The sequence below is a fragment of the Streptomyces sp. NPDC101219 genome (assembly GCF_044767675.1).
Classification (GTDB): domain Bacteria; phylum Actinomycetota; class Actinomycetes; order Streptomycetales; family Streptomycetaceae; genus Streptomyces.
The window spans coordinates 14612-29893 of sequence record NZ_JBIWOK010000012.1 but is presented as its reverse complement, the minus strand read 5'-3'; the positions used below and the strand labels follow the sequence as shown (position 1 = coordinate 29893).

13 protein-coding genes and 1 pseudogene are annotated in these 15282 nt (G+C 70.4%); 3 read left to right on the top strand and 11 right to left on the bottom strand.

Going from position 1 to position 15282, the window contains the following annotated elements; all coding sequences use genetic code 11:
* Window positions 1-11 precede the first annotated feature (11 nt).
* From mmsB to ACIRPP_RS23150, 6 genes and pseudogenes are all read right to left on the bottom strand, one after another.
* Window positions 12-1256 carry a multiple monosaccharide ABC transporter permease gene (gene mmsB / locus ACIRPP_RS23175; protein ID WP_164337278.1) on the bottom strand — a complete coding sequence of 415 codons (1245 nt, stop codon included), beginning with the start codon at window positions 1254-1256 and terminating at the stop codon, window positions 12-14.
* The gene (gene mmsA / locus ACIRPP_RS23170; protein ID WP_403645986.1) at window positions 1253-2803 is read right to left on the bottom strand and encodes a multiple monosaccharide ABC transporter ATP-binding protein; all 1551 of its coding nucleotides are present in this window, start codon (window positions 2801-2803) and stop codon (window positions 1253-1255) included. Before mmsA ends, mmsB begins: the two co-directional genes overlap by 4 nt.
* Before the next feature lie 39 nt (window positions 2804-2842).
* Window positions 2843-3955 carry a multiple monosaccharide ABC transporter substrate-binding protein gene (gene chvE, locus ACIRPP_RS23165; protein ID WP_403645984.1) on the bottom strand — a complete coding sequence of 371 codons (1113 nt, stop codon included), beginning with the start codon at window positions 3953-3955 and terminating at the stop codon, window positions 2843-2845.
* A 143-nt stretch (window positions 3956-4098) separates the two neighbouring features.
* Window positions 4099-5067: a hypothetical protein gene (locus tag ACIRPP_RS23160; protein ID WP_164337282.1), complete on the bottom strand. Its 969-nt coding sequence runs from the start codon at window positions 5065-5067 to the stop codon at window positions 4099-4101.
* A gap of 228 nt (window positions 5068-5295) precedes the next feature.
* Window positions 5296-6330, bottom strand: a pseudogene (locus ACIRPP_RS23155) (zinc-binding dehydrogenase); the annotation flags it as partial.
* The gene (locus tag ACIRPP_RS23150; RefSeq protein WP_403645982.1) at window positions 6327-7490 is read right to left on the bottom strand and encodes a mandelate racemase/muconate lactonizing enzyme family protein; all 1164 of its coding nucleotides are present in this window, start codon (window positions 7488-7490) and stop codon (window positions 6327-6329) included. The gene ACIRPP_RS23150 and the pseudogene ACIRPP_RS23155, both read right to left, overlap by 4 nt.
* A gap of 245 nt (window positions 7491-7735) precedes the next feature.
* Between ACIRPP_RS23150 and ACIRPP_RS23145 the strand changes: the two genes are divergently transcribed.
* On the top strand, window positions 7736-8497 hold the full coding sequence (locus ACIRPP_RS23145) for a hypothetical protein (protein ID WP_403645979.1): 762 nt from the start codon (window positions 7736-7738) through the stop codon (window positions 8495-8497).
* A 502-nt stretch (window positions 8498-8999) separates the two neighbouring features.
* Here the strand turns inward: ACIRPP_RS23145 and ACIRPP_RS23140 are convergent.
* The 4 genes from ACIRPP_RS23140 to ACIRPP_RS23125 form a co-directional block, all read right to left on the bottom strand.
* The gene (locus tag ACIRPP_RS23140; protein WP_403645976.1) at window positions 9000-9203 is read right to left on the bottom strand and encodes a hypothetical protein; all 204 of its coding nucleotides are present in this window, start codon (window positions 9201-9203) and stop codon (window positions 9000-9002) included.
* Entirely contained in the window at window positions 9200-10396 is a 1197-nt protein-coding gene (locus ACIRPP_RS23135) for a hypothetical protein (protein WP_403645973.1), read from the bottom strand. The genes ACIRPP_RS23140 and ACIRPP_RS23135 overlap by 4 nt, the downstream gene beginning before the upstream one ends.
* 74 nt (window positions 10397-10470) lie before the next feature.
* A complete protein-coding gene (locus tag ACIRPP_RS23130; RefSeq protein ID WP_403645970.1) occupies window positions 10471-10863 on the bottom strand; it encodes a hypothetical protein in 393 nt (130 codons plus the stop codon).
* A gap of 418 nt (window positions 10864-11281) precedes the next feature.
* Window positions 11282-11719, bottom strand: a complete 438-nt coding sequence (locus ACIRPP_RS23125) for a MarR family winged helix-turn-helix transcriptional regulator (RefSeq protein WP_403645967.1) — start codon at window positions 11717-11719, stop codon at window positions 11282-11284.
* Between the two features lie 92 nt (window positions 11720-11811).
* Here ACIRPP_RS23125 and ACIRPP_RS23120 point away from each other — a divergent pair, with 92 nt between their 5' ends.
* On the top strand, window positions 11812-12834 hold the full coding sequence (locus ACIRPP_RS23120; protein WP_403645964.1) for an NADP-dependent oxidoreductase: 1023 nt from the start codon (window positions 11812-11814) through the stop codon (window positions 12832-12834).
* A gap of 85 nt (window positions 12835-12919) precedes the next feature.
* Here ACIRPP_RS23120 and ACIRPP_RS23115 read toward each other — a convergent pair whose 3' ends face one another.
* Window positions 12920-14068, bottom strand: coding sequence for a serine hydrolase domain-containing protein (locus ACIRPP_RS23115; protein WP_403645962.1), 1149 nt, complete (start codon window positions 14066-14068; stop codon window positions 12920-12922).
* A gap of 119 nt (window positions 14069-14187) precedes the next feature.
* Between ACIRPP_RS23115 and ACIRPP_RS23110 the strand changes: the two genes are divergently transcribed.
* Window positions 14188-14997 (top strand): EI24 domain-containing protein, encoded by an 810-nt coding sequence (locus ACIRPP_RS23110; protein ID WP_403645959.1) that lies wholly within the window; start codon window positions 14188-14190, stop codon window positions 14995-14997.
* Window positions 14998-15282 lie beyond the last annotated feature (285 nt).

Genomic DNA, 15282 nt, shown 5'->3' with positions numbered 1-15282 from the left:
CCCGATGGGACCTACGAACCGACCTTGCGCTTGTTCCACACGTCGAAGCCGACCGCCGCGAGCAGCACCATGCCCTTGATGACCTGCTGCCAGTCGGTGCCGATGCCGACGAGGTTCATGCCGTTGTTCAGCACGCCCAGGACCAGACCGCCGATGATCGCGCCGAGCACGGTGCCCACACCGCCGCTCATCGACGCGCCGCCGATGAACGCGGCCGCGATCGCCTCCAGTTCGAAGTTGAGGCCGGCCTTGGGAGAGGCCGCGTTGAAGCGGGCGGCGAACACCAGACCCGCCAGGGCCGCGAGCATGCCCATGTTCAGGAAGACCAGGAAGGTCACCTTCTTGTCCCGCACGCCCGACAGCTTGGCCGCGGGCAGGTTGCCGCCGATCGCGTAGATGTGCCGGCCGATGACGGCGTTGCGCATCACGTAGCCGAAGCCGACCAGCAGCGCGCCCAGGATCAGCAGCACGATCGGGGCGCCCTTGTAGCTCGCCAGCAGCAGCGTGACGGTGAGCACGGCGGCCGACAGCGCGACCAGCTTCAGCAGGAACAGCCGGGCGGGCAGCACGTCGAGGGCGAACTCCTGCTGCCGGCGGCGGTCGCGGACCTCCTGGAACACCACCAGCGCGATCAGCGACAGCCCCAGCAACAGGGTGAGGTTGTGGTAGTTGGTCTCCGGACCGACCTCCGGCATGAAGCCGTTGGCGACCTTCTGCAGCCCCTTGGGGAACGGGCCGAGCGTCTGGCCCTCCAGGAAGATCTCGGTCAGCCCGCGGAAGGTCAGCATGCCCGCCAGGGTCACGATGAACGACGGTATGCCGCCGTAGGCGATGAAGAACCCCTGGATCGCCCCCGCGATGGCGCCGACGGCCAGGCACAGCACCACGGCCATCGGCCACGGGATGTCGTTGCGGACCATGAACACGGCCGCCATGGAACCCACGAACGCCGTCAGCGAGCCGACCGACAGGTCGATGTGGCCCGCGATGATGACCAGCATCATGCCGATCGCGAGGATCAGGATGTAGCTGTTCTGCAGCACCAGGTTGGAGACGTTGCGCGGCAGCAGCAGGTCGCCGTCGGTCCACACCGCGAACAGCGCCACGATCAGGCCCAGCGCGATCAGCATGCCGTACTGCCGCATGTTGCGGCGCATGCCGTCCAGCATCAGCCGGAGCAGGCCGTCACCGACGCCCGGCCCGCTCTTGCCCGGCGGCGCGGCGGCCGGGCTCTTGTCGGTGACTTCCGTGCTCATCGGGATACCTCTTTGTCCTTCGTCATCTGCCGCATCAGCGACTCCTGGGAGGCCTCGGCGCGCGAGAACTCGCCGGTCAGCCGTCCGGCGGCCATGGTGTAGATGCGGTCGCACATGCCGAGCAGCTCCGGCAGCTCGGAGGAGATGAAGACGACCGCCTTGCCCTCGGCGGCCAGCCGGTCGATGACCGTGTAGATCTCGTACTTGGCGCCGACGTCGATGCCCCGGGTCGGCTCGTCGAGGATCAGCACCTCGGGACCGGCGAAGATCCACTTGCTGAGGACGACCTTCTGCTGGTTGCCGCCGGACAGCTTGCCCACCGGCTCGAACACCGTGGGCGCCTTGATGTTCATGGACGTCCGGAAGCCCTCGGCGACCTGGCGTTCCTGGTGCTCGTCCACCACCCCGCGCCGGGCCACCTTGCCCAGGGCACTGAGCGAGATGTTGCGGTTGATGGTGTCGATCAGGTTCAGGCCGTAGTGCTTGCGGTCCTCGGTGACGTAGGCGATGCCGTGCGCCACCGCCTCCGGCACCGTGCGGGTCCGGATCTCCTCGCCGTCCTTCAGGACGGTCCCGGAGGCGTGCCGGCCGTAGGTGCGGCCGAAGATGCTCATCGCCAGCTCGGTGCGCCCGGCGCCCATCAGCCCCGCGATGCCGACGATCTCCCCGCGCCGCACGGTCAGCGACACGTCGTCGACGACCTTGCGCTGCTGGTCGATCGGGTGGTGCACGGTCCAGTTGCGGACCTCCAGCGCCGGTGCGGTGCCCTCTTCCGGATGGTGCGGGGTGCGCTCGGGGAAGCGGTGCTCCAGGTCGCGGCCGACCATCCCGCTGATGATCCGGTCCTCGGTGGTGGCCGGGTCCTTCACGTCGAGCGTCTCGATGGTGCGCCCGTCCCGCAGGATCGTCACCGAGTCGGCCACCCTGCGGATCTCGTTCAGCTTGTGCGAGATGATGATCGCGGTGATGCCCTGTTCCTTCAACTGCAGGATCAGGTCGAGGAGTTTGCCGCTGTCCTCGTCGTTGAGGGCCGCCGTCGGCTCGTCGAGGATGAGCAGCTTCACCTTCTTCGACAGGGCCTTGGCGATCTCCACCAGCTGCTGCTTGCCGACGCCGATGTCGGCGACGCGGGTCTCCGGGTGCTCGTTCAGCCCGACCCGGCGCAGCAGTTCGGTGGCGTGCCGCAGCGTCTCGTTCCAGTCGATCAGGCCGCGGGTGGCGTGCTCGTTGCCGAGGAAGATGTTCTCCGCGAGGGAGAGGTAGGGCACCAGGGCCAGCTCCTGGTGGATGATCACCACACCGCGCTGCTCGCTGGCCCGGATGTCCCTGAACCGGCAGGGCTCCCCCTCGAAGAGGATCTCCCCCTCGTAGGTGCCGTGCGGGTGGACGCCGGAGAGGACCTTCATCAGGGTCGACTTGCCGGCGCCGTTCTCGCCGCAGATGGCGTGGACCTCGCCCTGCCGGACGGTCAGTGTGACGTCCGACAGCGCTTTGACGCCGGGAAAGGTCTTGACGATCGAGCGCATCTCCAGGACGGGTCCCGCCATGGTCGTGCCTTCCAGTCGGTGGTGGGTCGTGGGGGACGGTTACTTGAGGTCGCTCTCCTTGATGTAGCCGGAGTCGACGACGACCTCCTGGTAGTTCGACTTGTCCACGGCGACCGGCTCCAGCAGGTAGGCCGGGACGACCTTCGCGCCGTTGTCGTAGGTCTTCTCGTCGTTGACCTCGGGCTTCTTGTCGTTCAGCAGCGCGTCGACCATGTTCGAGGCGACCTTGGCGAGTTCGCGGGTGTCCTTGTAGACGGTCATCGACTGCTCGTCGGCGATGATCGACTTCACCGACGCGACCTCCGCGTCCTGACCGCTGACGATCGGCAGGGGCTTGGACTTGGAGCCGTAGTCGTCGGACTTCAGCGCGGACAGGATGCCGATGGAGATGCCGTCGTACGGCGAGAGCACCGCGTCCACCCGCTCGGTCTTGTACGCCGAGGTCAGGATGTCGTCCATGCGCTTCTGCGCGGTGCCGCCGTCCCAGCGCAGGGTGGTGACCTGGTTGAGGTCGGTCTGGCCGGAGCGCACGACGAGCTGCTTCTTGTCGATGTAGGGCTTGAGCACGTTCATCGCGCCCTGGAAGAAGTAGCGGGTGTTGTTGTCGTCGTTGGAGCCGGCGAACAGCTCGATGTTGAAGGGGCCCTTCTCGCTGCCGTCCTTCAGGCCCAGCTTCTCGACGATGTAGCTGCCCTGGAGCTCGCCCACCTTCTCGTTGTCGAAGGAGGCGTAGTAGTCGACGTTCTCGGTGCCGAGGATCAGGCGGTCGTAGGAGATCACCGGGATGTCGGCGTCCTTGGCCTGCTGGAGGACGTTGTTCATCGACTTGTTGTCGATGGACGCCACGATGAGGGCCTTCACGCCCTGCGTGATCAGGTTCTCGACCTGGGAGACCTGCTGGTCGGGGTCGTCCTCGCCGTAGACCAGCTTGGTCTTGTAGCCCTTGGACTCGAGGTCCTTGACGACGTTGTTGCCGTCGGCGATCCAGCGCTCCGAGGACTTGGTCGGCATCGCGATGCCGATGACGGCCCCCTCGGCGCCCGACTTGTCCTCCTTGCTGCCGCCGTCGCTGTTCTGGCCGCAGGCGGACAGGGCGAGGGCGAGGGAGACGGCTCCGGCGAGGGCGGTGAACGCGGCTCTGCGGTTACGCATGATCATCATCCTTGACGTGTGTGCGGGGCAGGACGGGTGGTGCGGCAGGGCGTGAGGAGACGGGATGCCGGGCGGGCCCACGAAGGGTTGTGTGGGATTGTGCGCGACTGTGTCTACTTCTGTGAAGTCAGATTTCCAGAACGTTATGACGAGACGTCGAAGCGGCTCAGATCACCCGGAAGCCGCGAACCGAGCGGGGCCATGTCCCCGTCGGCGCCGTGCCGGGCCAGCAGGTCCAGGGCGAGACGGCCCCTGCGCACCCGCTCCTTGGCGGTCGCCAGGGCGAGCTCGCGCAGGTGGTGGCCGTACGGATAGATCCCGGGCGCCTTGGCCAGACCGAACTTCAGATACAGCGGGGCACCCCGCCGGATCAGCTCGGCGACCTCGTACATCCGCACATAGCCGCCGAGGTCGTCCGGCGCCTCGATGTACAGATCCATGGGGGTGGCCGAAACTCGCCGTATCTCCGTGACGTGATGCAGGGTCAGGTCGCTGGGCACGTTGATCGAGTCGGCGCCGAGCCGTTCGTACACCGCGTACGAGGCCGGGTTGACCGGTCCGACGAGTGCGGAGACCTTGAAGGTGGTGTCGGCGGGCAGCAGCCCGGCGGCCCGCGCCCGGTGCAGCGTCCACAGCACCCCCTCGTCGGCGACCAGCAGGCAGCGCACCCCCAGCTCCGTGGCCCGCAGGGCGTCCTCCACGCAGCCCGCGACCGCGTCGTGGCCCCGGGCGCGCAGCCCCGCGCCCCGCGAGTCGGTACGGGTGGAGCCTCCGATGTCCCAGGTGCCGCGCGGGCCGGTGAACAGGCAGAGCTCGATGCCCCGTTCGGCGGTGGCCTCGGCCATCTCGGTGATCTCGGCGTCGGTCAGCATCCACACGCCGCTGCCCTGGCTGATCCGGTGGATCGGCACGTCCAGCCGCGACGCCTCCTTCAGCACCACCGCCAGCGCCTCCGGCCCCTCGCAGGACGGGATCTCGGTGCGCCAGCGGCCGCCGCCGGGGAAGGTGTGCGGGGAGGAGTCGGCCGGGTCCGGGGCGGGCGCGCCCAGCCCCAGGGCGGCCAGTGCCTGCTCACCGGGCCTGCGGGCCGCCCGGGCGGAAGCAACGGTCACAGCGTCGGTCACGGGGTGTCCTTTTGTGTTCGGTTTGCCGTTCGGTATCCCGGACGGTGTTCGCGGCTCGGGGTACGAGCCGGGGCCGTCGGGTCGTGCGCCGGGCCGGGGACCGTCAGTAGCCCCCGGCCCGGCGCACCGTCAGCAGGGCTCCTCGGGCTCCCGGGGCTCCTGGGGCTTCGCGGACTCCCGGGGCTCCTGGGGCTCCTCGGGCTTCTCGGCCTCCTCGGGGTGGAGCAGCACCTTGCCCACCGCCGGGTCGCCCGAGCCCACCAGCTCGATGGCGCGCGCGAACGCGGTGAGCGGAAGCCGGTGGGTCACCAGCGGGAGCGGATCGAGGAGCCCGGCGGCGAACACGCGCACCGTGTGCGCCCAGGCGGCGGGCGGCGCCCCGAAGACGGTGTGCACCTCCAGCTGGCGTACCACCAGGTCCGTCGGGTCCAGCCCGGCCGCGCCCGGCGCCGGGATACCGGTGAGCACCAGCCGCCCGCCCCGCCGCAGCAGGGCGGCGGAGGTGCGCGCGGCCTCGGCCGACCCGGCCGTCTCGATCACCACGTCGAAACCGCCGGGCAGTTCCTCGTCCCTGGTCCGGAAGTCCGTCGCCCCGAACCGCACCGCCAGGTCCTCGCGGTCCCGCCGGGTGCCGACCACCAGCAGCTCGGCCGGGGAGGCCGCCCGCAGGAACTGCACGGCGAACATGCCGAGCGTGCCGGTGCCGACCACGGCCACCCGTTCCCCGGGCACCGCACGGGCCTTGAGCGCGGCGGCGGCGATGCACGCGGCGGGCTCCAGCAGGGCGGCGGCGGTGAGGTCGGCGTCGTCGGGCAGGACGTGCAGCAGCCGGGCCGGCAGGGTCAGCGTCGGCGCCATCGCGCCCGGCTCGGTGAAGCCGGTCTCCTCGTAGCCCGCCGTGCACAGGGTGCTCTCACCGGCGTGGCAGCGGTCGCAGACCTGGCAGTTGCGGAACCCCTCGCCGACCACCTTGCGGCCGAGCAGGGCCGCCGGCACCCCGGAGCCCACCCGCTCCACCGTCCCGGACCACTCGTGGCCCGGCGTCAGCGGGTACCGCACGTAGCCCTCGGGGCGGTTGCCCTGGTACAGCTCGCGGTCGCTGCCGCAGATGCCGGTGGCGTGGACCCGGACCAGGGCCTCGCCGGGGGCCGGGTCGCGCGGCTCGTGCGGGGCGAGGCGGTGCTCGCCGGGTGCCTCGACGACGACGCTCACGGCGCCGCCGGCCGGGCCCGCGCCCGCCGGGGCGCTCACGCCATGCCCTTCGGCCGGCGCTGCTCCCAGCCCTCGGCCCACAGGTCGAACCGCGCCTGCTGCTGCGGGAACTCGGCCGCCGCGTCCACGTCCAGCTCCACCCCGAGGCCGGGGGCGTCGGACAGGTGGAAGCAGCCCGTCTCCGGGTCCACCTGCGGCGCCCCCTTGACCACCTTCTTGATCTCCGCGTCCGCGAAGTCGTTGAAGTGCTCCAGGATCTTGAAGTTCGGGGTGGTGAAGCCGACCTGGAGGCTCGCGGCGGTGAGCACCGGACCGCCGACGTTGTGCGGGGCGACCAGCATGTAGTGGGTCTCGGCGGTCGCCGCCAGCTTGCGGGTCTCCCAGATGCCGCCGATGTGGCCGACGTCGGGCTGGAGGATGTCGGCCGCCTGGCTCTCGAACAGCTCGCGGAACTCGATGCGGTCGTGGATGCGCTCCCCGGTCGCCACCGGCATGTCGACCTTCGCGGCGACCTTCTCCAGCGCCTTGAGGTTCTCCGGCGGCACCGGCTCCTCCAGCCAGGCCGGGGCGAACGGCGCCAGCTCCCGGGCCAGGCGCACGGCGGTGGCGGGGGAGAAGCGCCCGTGCATCTCCAGCATCAGCTCGGTGTCGGGGCCGATGGCGTCGCGCACCGCCTCGATGAGGGAGACGGCGTAGCGCGTCCGCCCGTGGTCGAGCTCGAAGTGCCCGGTGCCGAAGGGGTCGATCTTCAGCGCCCGGTAGCCGCGCTCCATCACCGCCTGGGCCGCCTTGTGGTACGCCTCCGGGGTGCGCTCTGTGGTGTACCAGCCGTTGGCGTACGCCTTGACCCGGTCGGTGACGTTGCCGCCGAGCAACTGCCAGACGGGGACGCCGAGGGCCTTGCCCTTGATGTCCCAGCACGCCATCTCGACGACCGCGATCCCGGACATCACGATCTCGCCCGCGCGGCCGAAGTCGCCGTACTTCATGCGGCGCACGAGGTCCTCGACGGCGAACGGGTCGGAGCCGGCGATGTGGTTGGCCTCGGCCTCCTTCAAGTACCCCAGCAGGGCGTCGGTGTGGCCCAGCATCCGGGTCTCACCGACTCCGGTGAGGCCCTCGTCGGTGTGCACCTGGACGTAGGTCAGGTTGCGCCACGGCGTTCCGACCACGTGTGTGCTGATTCCGGTGATGCGCACGGCAGTTGCCCCTCGTGTTCTCGGCCCGGCCCCGGGCGGCTCGGAGTCGCCCCGTTCGTTCTTGTTCGATATTTCGTCAGGCGTTCGAAATGTTGGCGCGACAATAAGGACGGGGTGGCGGGGTGTCAATGGGTCACGCACGCAGCGGTTTCGGCGGATTCCAAACCATTGGGCAAGGGTCCTCACCAAACCTTCACGGAGAGTCCTGGGAACCCGACCCGAACGGAACTTAACCTTCCCGCGTCATGGACTACTGCCACCCCTGCCGACGGCACCTCAACGGCGCGCTCGCGTGCCCGGGGTGCGGCACTCCCGTTGAGACGCTCCGCACCGCCGCGGAGAGGGCCGCCGGGCCCGCCGGACCCGCCGGGTACGCAGCCGGGGAACCGGCCCCGGAGGCAGAGCCGGAGCCGGAGCCGGAAGCGCAACCGGAGCCGGAACCGGAGCCGGGGCCGGAACCCGGGCGGGCCGCGCGCAGGACGGCGACGGAGGGCAGCCGCCGGGACCGCAAGGCCGCCGCACACCGCCGGCGGCGGCGCCGCACGCTGTTCGTTACCGCCGGCTTCGTCCTTGCGGCGGGCGGCCTGAGCCTGGCCGAGCTGGGGATCGACGCCCGGGGGGCCGACCCCCGCCCCGCCACCGCGGCCGACGAGACGCCGGACGGCGGTGCGACCGAACTCCCGCCCACCCGCACGGCCGACGGCGGCCCGGGGGCCGGCGCGCCGCAGTCGTCACCGTCCGCGGACGCATCCGGATCGGCCTCGCCCTCGGTGTCCGCGTCGGAGTCCGAGGACGCGGAGCCGGAGGAGACGGACCCGGCCGACGAGGAGAGCGCGCCGCCCGCGCAGGAGACCTCCGCCCCCCGCCCGACGAGCGCCCCCACCCGCACGGCCCCGGCCGACCCGGGCACGCCGGACGACCCGGAGCCGACGACCGAGGAACCGGACCCCGAGCCGGAACCGGAACCGACGAAGACCTGCAACCGCTTCCTGTGGTGGTGCACGTAGGGCGGCACCGGTCACGAAGGCGCCGGTGGCGTGCCGGTCGCTCGTTGGAGGGGTGGGACAGTCCTGCCCGTCCCGCTGGGCAGGGCACTGCGGTGGCTGGCAATCGGCTGACACGTCGGCAGGTGGCGTTAGTTCGTCACTTCGGGTGCGACGGTGGTCATGGCAGCGGCGGGCCGTGGCCTGCCGAGGGCGGCGCACGCGGGACCAGTTCAGCGCGTGACCGGTATGCCGTAGGTGCGTCGGCGCGGGGTGACCAGTTGCCAGGAGTCGCCGGACGTCCGCCATGGCGAGCGGCCAGGGGTCGTCGGGACCGTTTCTGCCGCCCTTTCTGGTCTCCGCGGCGGCGGCCGTCGTGGCGACGACGGCGTGGGCGAGCATGGCCCGGGTGATGTGCCGGTACCAGTCGGCTCCCCGCAGAGGTGTCCAAGGTCGACCCCGTGGAGAAGTACGTGGGAGTGCCCCGACCCAGAGTGCCTATGACATAACTGTAAGCCCGCCGGGATCAGCTCAACAGCGGACGCAAGAGGTGTACACCGCCGACCAGAACCCAGATCCCCCCCATGATGCGAAATGTGACCGATGTTCCGATCATCCTGACATGGCGGGATGCGAGCTGGTGTACGCGGTCGGCGAGACCCGCGATGTTCAACGCAAAGAGCCAGCCGAAAACGAAAAAGAGAAGTGCTGCCGGGTCAATCGCGGTCACTTTTTCCCCCCAACTTCCTTGCGCCAGAGCGTTTCGGCATTACTGTACCCGCCGTTGACCTCGGCTCCCAGGCCAACTCCCAGCCCGTAGGATACGCTGTTAACGCCCTCCCCCTTGGAGTTGGTTGTACCGATAGCCGTCTGATGACTCCCGTACAATCCCACACCCGCCTTCAGGGAACCGCCCTTGTCCCACCCCTTTCCTTCAAGCTGGCTGATGTCGTCGGCGTTGCTCTTGAATGTCCCGACTGTTCCTGACAGGCCGAAATCGAAACCGGAAGAGGAAACAGACTTGGATGTCAGAATGCCAATTTGAGTCTTGCCGTCAGGAGTCGTGGTGCCCGCGAGTGAAACCTCATAGCCTACGCCGGCGCCTCCCCATCCAACACCTACTCCGAGTGTGACTCCCTGCGTGGTGTTGTATCCCGTTGCGCCTGCCAGCCCTTCAATGCCGGCGGAGAGGAATTTGGTGCCGATATCTCCGGGACTGCGGAGGCCACGCGCTGCGCTCGCGATCCCCCGTATGATCGACTTCTTGACGCTGTCTTGCTCGTCCTTCTCCTTCTTTTTTTGTTCGGCTTCCGCTTTACGCTCTGCTTGCTCCTTCTCGGCGGCCCGCTCGTAGAAGTCAATGGTGCCTGTGGCTTGTCCGTTGAATCCGGCAGTCGTCCCGTCCAAGACGTTGGTATCCACGACCACCGCATTCAAGGCGATCTCGACGCCCTTGTCGGCGTCGGTGGTGTCCTTGACGAGCTGGTCTATGCGGTCCTGCCAGGAGCGGACGCTCTTGCGGACGTCTTCCTGGTAGTCGGGATCGTGGTGGTAGGCGGTGCGGGCGCCTTCGCTGAGCCGTTGGGTGTCGAAGGAGACGCGGCCCTGGTCGGACACTTTCATGCCGGCGTCGATGGCTTCCTGGCGGGCGGTTCTGAGTTTGCCGCGCAGGTCGGTGAACTGGGTGTGCGCGTCACGCAGAAGGGAGGCGATGGCTTTCGCCTCGGTCTGGGCGTTCCGGTACTCGTTGAGGGTGGTGTCGAAGCGGCGGTTGGCGGCGTTCGCGGCCAGTCCCTGCCAGCCCGGGCCCATGGAGATGCCGTGGACATCCCGTTTGTAGGCCTTCTCCTGTTTGCCGAATTCCTTGGCCATGTCGTCCCAGCTCTTGGCCGCCGTGGTGAGGGTGGCCAAATCGGTCGTCATGATTTCGTGGTACGTCGGCATGAATTCCCCGTGGTGCAGCGTCGGTGTGACTGGCTGAAGGCGCGGCGGACGGCTCAGTAGCCGTCCAGGTTGGACGACTTGCGGATGCCCTGCCCGATGCCGAAGTCGGTGTTCTGGAACAGGATGCCGGTGCTCCGCAGAGCTTCCTTCTCGGAACTCAGGCGGTTCATCAGGTTCTGCACCTGCTCACCCCAGGTCTTGTGCGCTTTCTTCAGCGCCGTCGAGGTGACCCACCCGTGCCCGTCCTTCGCGGCGAACGCCTTGACCGCGGCGCCGGTCTCCTCGTCCGCCCAGTCACCGGCCTTGCGGGTGTCGGGCTCGATGTGGTCCTGGATCGCCTTGGCGGCGGCCTTCTTCTGCGCGGGACTGGACGCCAGGTCCTTCGAACCACCGCGCGCGGGGCCCGACGAACCCCCGGCATCGGCCGGATACCCGTTCAGCTCCATACCGACCGGCCGCCCCGGGCCCCCACCGTCTCCGTACGCCACAGCCGCCCCCGTTCAGTTGATTGGCGTGCACGGGCCAGGCTAACAACGCGACTTGGTTTCATGGATCACAGGGGTGCGCCGCCGGACCGGATCCATCAGCCCGGTGATGCAACATGGCCCTGACGCCCGAATCGGCGAACTGCCTTGTGTGCGACAGCAGTTCCTTAATCCGCCGTGGCGAACCCGTCATCCTTGAGCCGGTCGGTCCGACCGTGACCGCCGATATCGCTCGTGAACGTCTCGACGATCGCCGTATGTCCGGCCAGACCGACAGGGCACTCTGGCCGTTGAGCGCAGAAGTCACCGCTCGACGCCCGCCATGAGGTCGGGCATCCGGGCCTTCCCGTGTGATCGTCGAAATGCTGGGGCGCGTTGGTCAGCCGTCCCGCAGCATCGTCCGCAGCGCGTCCCGCAGGGCGACGCGCTCCTGGTCGGACAGGCCCGCCAGCGGCTCGCGGGCGAACCGCAGGGACTCCTGGAGGCTGCCCGCGACCCGCCGGCCCTCGGGCGTTGCCGCCGCCAGCTTCACCCGTCGGTCGCCCGGGTCGGGGCGGCGCTCCACCAGGCCCCGTGCCTCCAGCCGGTCCACGATGCCGGTGACGTTCGACGGCTCGCACTTCAGGCGCTGCGCCAGCCGGCGCATCGGCAGCGGCTCCAGGGACAGCAGGCTCAGCAGCCGCGCCTGGGCGCCGGTCAGTGCGTGCTCGGCGGCGGCCGACTCGTACTCCTCGTGGTAGCGGGCGACGACCGCGCCGATGAGCTCGACGACCTCCAGGGTCAGGGCGTCGGGTCGGGAGCTGTGCGGTGCGGCCATGCCGTCCAGGGTACCCACTTGCTTGACATCCTGAAATATTCAGGCGCATGGTTGTTTCAGGTACTGAAGTATTTCCAGGAAAGGTGCCCCGCATGACCGACGCCACCGCACTCCCCGCCACCGGCCGCGCATGGCATCTGCTCAGCCGCCCCGTCGGCTGGCCCGAGCCCAAGGACTTCGACCTCGTCGAGTCGGAGATCCCCGCACCCGGCGAGGGCGAGGTGCTGGTCCGCAACGCGTACCTCTCGGTGGACCCGTACATGCGCGGCCGGATGAGCGCGGCCAAGTCCTACGTCGCCCCCTACGAGCTCGGCAAGGCCATGCAGGGCGGCGCCGTCGGGGAGGTCATCGCCTCCAACGCCGAGGGCGTGGCCGTCGGCGACCACGTGCTGCACTTCCACGGCTGGCGCGAGTACGCCGTCGTGGAGGCGAAGAACGCCGTCCGCGTCGACCCCGAGGCGGCACCCCTGTCCGCGTACCTGGGCGTCCTCGGCATGACCGGGCTCACCGCCTACGCCGGGCTGCTGCGCACCGCCTCCTTCAAGGAGGGCGACTCCGTGTTCGTGTCCGGTGCCGCGGGCGCCGTCGGCAGCCAGGTCGGGCAGATCGCCAAGCTCAAGGGCGCCTCGCGGGTCATCGGCTCCGCCGGCTCCGACGAGAAGGTCGAACTCCTCGTGAAGGAGTACGGCTTCGACGCCGCCTTCAACTACAAGAACGGCAAGGTCAGCGACCAGCTCCGCGAAGCCGCCCCGGACGGGGTCGACATCTACTTCGACAACGTCGGCGGCGACCACCTGGAGGCGGCCATCGGCTCCCTCAACCGGGACGGCCGGATCGCCGTCTGCGGCGCGATCTCCGTCTACAACAACACCGAGCCCGCGCCCGGCCCCCGCAACCTCGCCCGCCTCATCCAGACCCGCGGCCGCATCGAGGGCTTCCTGGTCAACGACCACTACGACCTGCAGCCGCAGTTCGTCCAGGAGGTCGGCCCCTGGATCCGCTCGGGCGAGCTGAAGTACCGGGAGACGGTCGTCGAGGGCATCGAGAACAACCTCGAGGCGTTCCTCGGGGTCCTGCGCGGCGACAACACCGGGAAGATGATCGTCAAGCTCTGACGGCACCGTCAGGCTCTGACGGCCCCGCCCGCCCGGCCACCATGAGGGCCGCACCCAGGATCCCGGGGTGCGGCCCTCGTGCCGGTCACAGCGCCAGGGCCGCCCGGTGCGCCGCCCGCACCAGCCGCTCGTTCTCCGGGGCCGGTCCGCCGGGGAAGGCGCAGCGGCGCCGGGTGCAGCCGTAGGCCAGGCCGCTGCGCGGGTCGGCGAAGCCCAGGGCGCCCGCCACCCCGCCGTGCCCGAAGGCACCCGCGCCCAGGAAGCGGTACCGGACGTCCGCGACGGCCTCGAACCCGAGCCCGTACGCCGCGTGGCCGCCGGTCACCGGGTCGCGGCCGGCCGCGTGCAGCTGACCGACCTCCGCGATCGTGTCCGCCTTCAGCAGCGGCTCGTGCTCCCCCGTCCCGCTGATCGCCGCCGCGTACAGCCCGGCCAGGCCGCGGGCCGAGGCGATACCGCCCGCCGACGCCGGGCCGGCGGCGCGGACCAGCCGCTCGTTGGGCAGCAGCGCCGGATCGACCGCCCCGTCGGCGTGGCGGTTGAGGGCGATCGCCTCCAGGGTGTGCGGCCCGCTGGCCAGCGCGTCCAGCCGCACCTGCTGCGCGGGCGTCGGCGCCATGGGCTGCGTCGCACGGAACCGGGGCTCCTGCGCCGCCGGCAGACCCAGGTGGAGGTCCAGCCCGTACGGCACCCGGACCCGGTCCTCGTACACCGCCTGGAGCCGGTGCCCGGTGGCGCGGCGGACCACCTCGCCCACCAGCGCGCCGATCACGAGGGGATGGGAGCCGCAGGCCGTACCGGGCCGCCAGAACGGGCGCTGGTCGGCGAGCCGTTCGGCCAGCGCGCGGTCGTCGGCCAGCTCCGCCAGGGTGAAGCCGGTGTCCGTGCCGACCACGCCCGCACGGTGGGCGACCAGGTCGCGCAGCGTCAGCCCGCCCTTGCCCTCGGCGGCGAACTCCGGCCAGTAGTAGGTGACCTTGCGGTCCAGCTCCAGGGTGCCGTCCTGCACGAGGACCGCCACCACCAGGAACACGGCGCCCTGAGTGGCCTCGTGGACCCCGTAGAGGGTGTCCGGGCCGATGCCCCCGGTCCACAGGTCGACGACCCTGCGGCCGTGCACGTGGACGCACAACTGACTCTCGTGGTCCGGCCGTTCCCCGGCCGCGAACGCCGCGAACTCCTCCCGGACCGCCTCGAAACCGTCGGCCACGGTGCCATGGATCTCCTGGGTCATGCGCCCTCCTCAACAGAACGGCCGCCGATGGGCTCCCCCTCGAAGCGGTACGGCGGGGCGGGCCCGTTCGACTCAACGGCGCCCCGCGGCCGCGCGCACGGGCCGGATACAGTGCCCCCATGCGCGATCTCGGGGTGGGTTTCGGATATCTGCTGAGGGGCCAGCGATGGGTGGCCCGGCACGGCAAACAGTACGGTTTCGGGCTGCTGCCGGGGCTCATCACCCTGGTGCTCTACGCGGCGGCGCTCGTCGCGCTCGCGCTCTGGGGCCAGGACGCCGTCGGCTGGGCGACGCCCTTCGCCGACGACTGGTCGAGCCCCTGGCAGGGCCTGTTCCGCGGCTTCCTCACCGCCGTGCTGTTCGCCCTCGCCCTGCTGCTGTCCGTGATCACCTTCACCGCGATGACCCTGCTCGTCGGGCAGCCCTTCTACGAGAGCCTCTCCGAGAAGGTGGACCGCGACGTGTCGCCCGACGGCACCGCCCCCGAGTCGGACCTGCCGCTGATGCGGGAGCTGTGGATCTCCGCCCGCGACAGCCTGCGGATCATCGCGCGGGCCCTGCTGTGGGCGGTGCTGCTGTTCGCGCTCGGTTTCATCCCGGTCGTCGGCCAGACAGTCGTCCCCGTCGTCGGGTTCTTCGTCACCGGCTTCTTCCTCACCGAGGAGCTCACCGCGGTCGCGCTCCAGCGGCGCGGTGTGGAACTACGGGACCGCCTCGCCCTCCTGCGGACCCGCAAGCGGCTCGTCTGGGGCTTCGGAACACCGCTGGGGCTGGCCTTCCTGGTGCCCTTCGTGGCGGTGTTCCTGATGCCGGGCGCGGTCGCCGGGGCCACCCTCATGGCGCGCGAGCTGCGCGGCGAGGAGATCGACGAGGAGGGCACCGGCCGCACCGAGCCGGCCCCGAGCCCGGACGGCGACCTCACGTCCTGAGCCCGGGCGGCCCCGGGCGGCGGTCCTACGTCCTGAACCCGAGCCCGCGCCCGGACGGCGGCTGTAACGTCCTGAGCCCGCGCCCGGACGGCGCCTCCGTCACATCATGGGACTGAGCCCGGACAACTGCCTCTCGTCCTGAGCCGGCGCCCCACCGCGCCGGGCGCCCCCCCGGGCCCCCCCCCCCCGGGGGGCGGCGGGGGGGCGGGGCGGGGGCGCCCCGGGGGGGCGCCCCCCCCCCCCGGGCCCCCCGCCGCGCCGCCGAGCCCACACCCCCCGCCCCCC

Excerpts from the sequence above, each read along its gene's own strand:
- mmsB (WP_164337278.1), bottom strand. The coding sequence starts at position 1,256 with ATGAGCACGGAAGTCACCGACAAGAGCCCGGCCGCCGCGCCGCCGGGC.
- mmsA (WP_403645986.1), bottom strand. The coding sequence starts at position 2,803 with ATGGCGGGACCCGTCCTGGAGATGCGCTCGATCGTCAAGACCTTTCCC.
- chvE (WP_403645984.1), bottom strand. The coding sequence starts at position 3,955 with ATGCGTAACCGCAGAGCCGCGTTCACCGCCCTCGCCGGAGCCGTCTCC.
- ACIRPP_RS23145 (WP_403645979.1), top strand. The coding sequence starts at position 7,736 with ATGGACTACTGCCACCCCTGCCGACGGCACCTCAACGGCGCGCTCGCG.
- ACIRPP_RS23135 (WP_403645973.1), bottom strand. The coding sequence starts at position 10,396 with ATGACGACCGATTTGGCCACCCTCACCACGGCGGCCAAGAGCTGGGAC.
- ACIRPP_RS23130 (WP_403645970.1), bottom strand. The coding sequence starts at position 10,863 with ATGGAGCTGAACGGGTATCCGGCCGATGCCGGGGGTTCGTCGGGCCCC.
- ACIRPP_RS23125 (WP_403645967.1), bottom strand. The coding sequence starts at position 11,719 with ATGGCCGCACCGCACAGCTCCCGACCCGACGCCCTGACCCTGGAGGTC.
- ACIRPP_RS23120 (WP_403645964.1), top strand. The coding sequence starts at position 11,812 with ATGACCGACGCCACCGCACTCCCCGCCACCGGCCGCGCATGGCATCTG.
- ACIRPP_RS23115 (WP_403645962.1), bottom strand. The coding sequence starts at position 14,068 with ATGACCCAGGAGATCCATGGCACCGTGGCCGACGGTTTCGAGGCGGTC.
- ACIRPP_RS23110 (WP_403645959.1), top strand. The coding sequence starts at position 14,188 with ATGCGCGATCTCGGGGTGGGTTTCGGATATCTGCTGAGGGGCCAGCGA.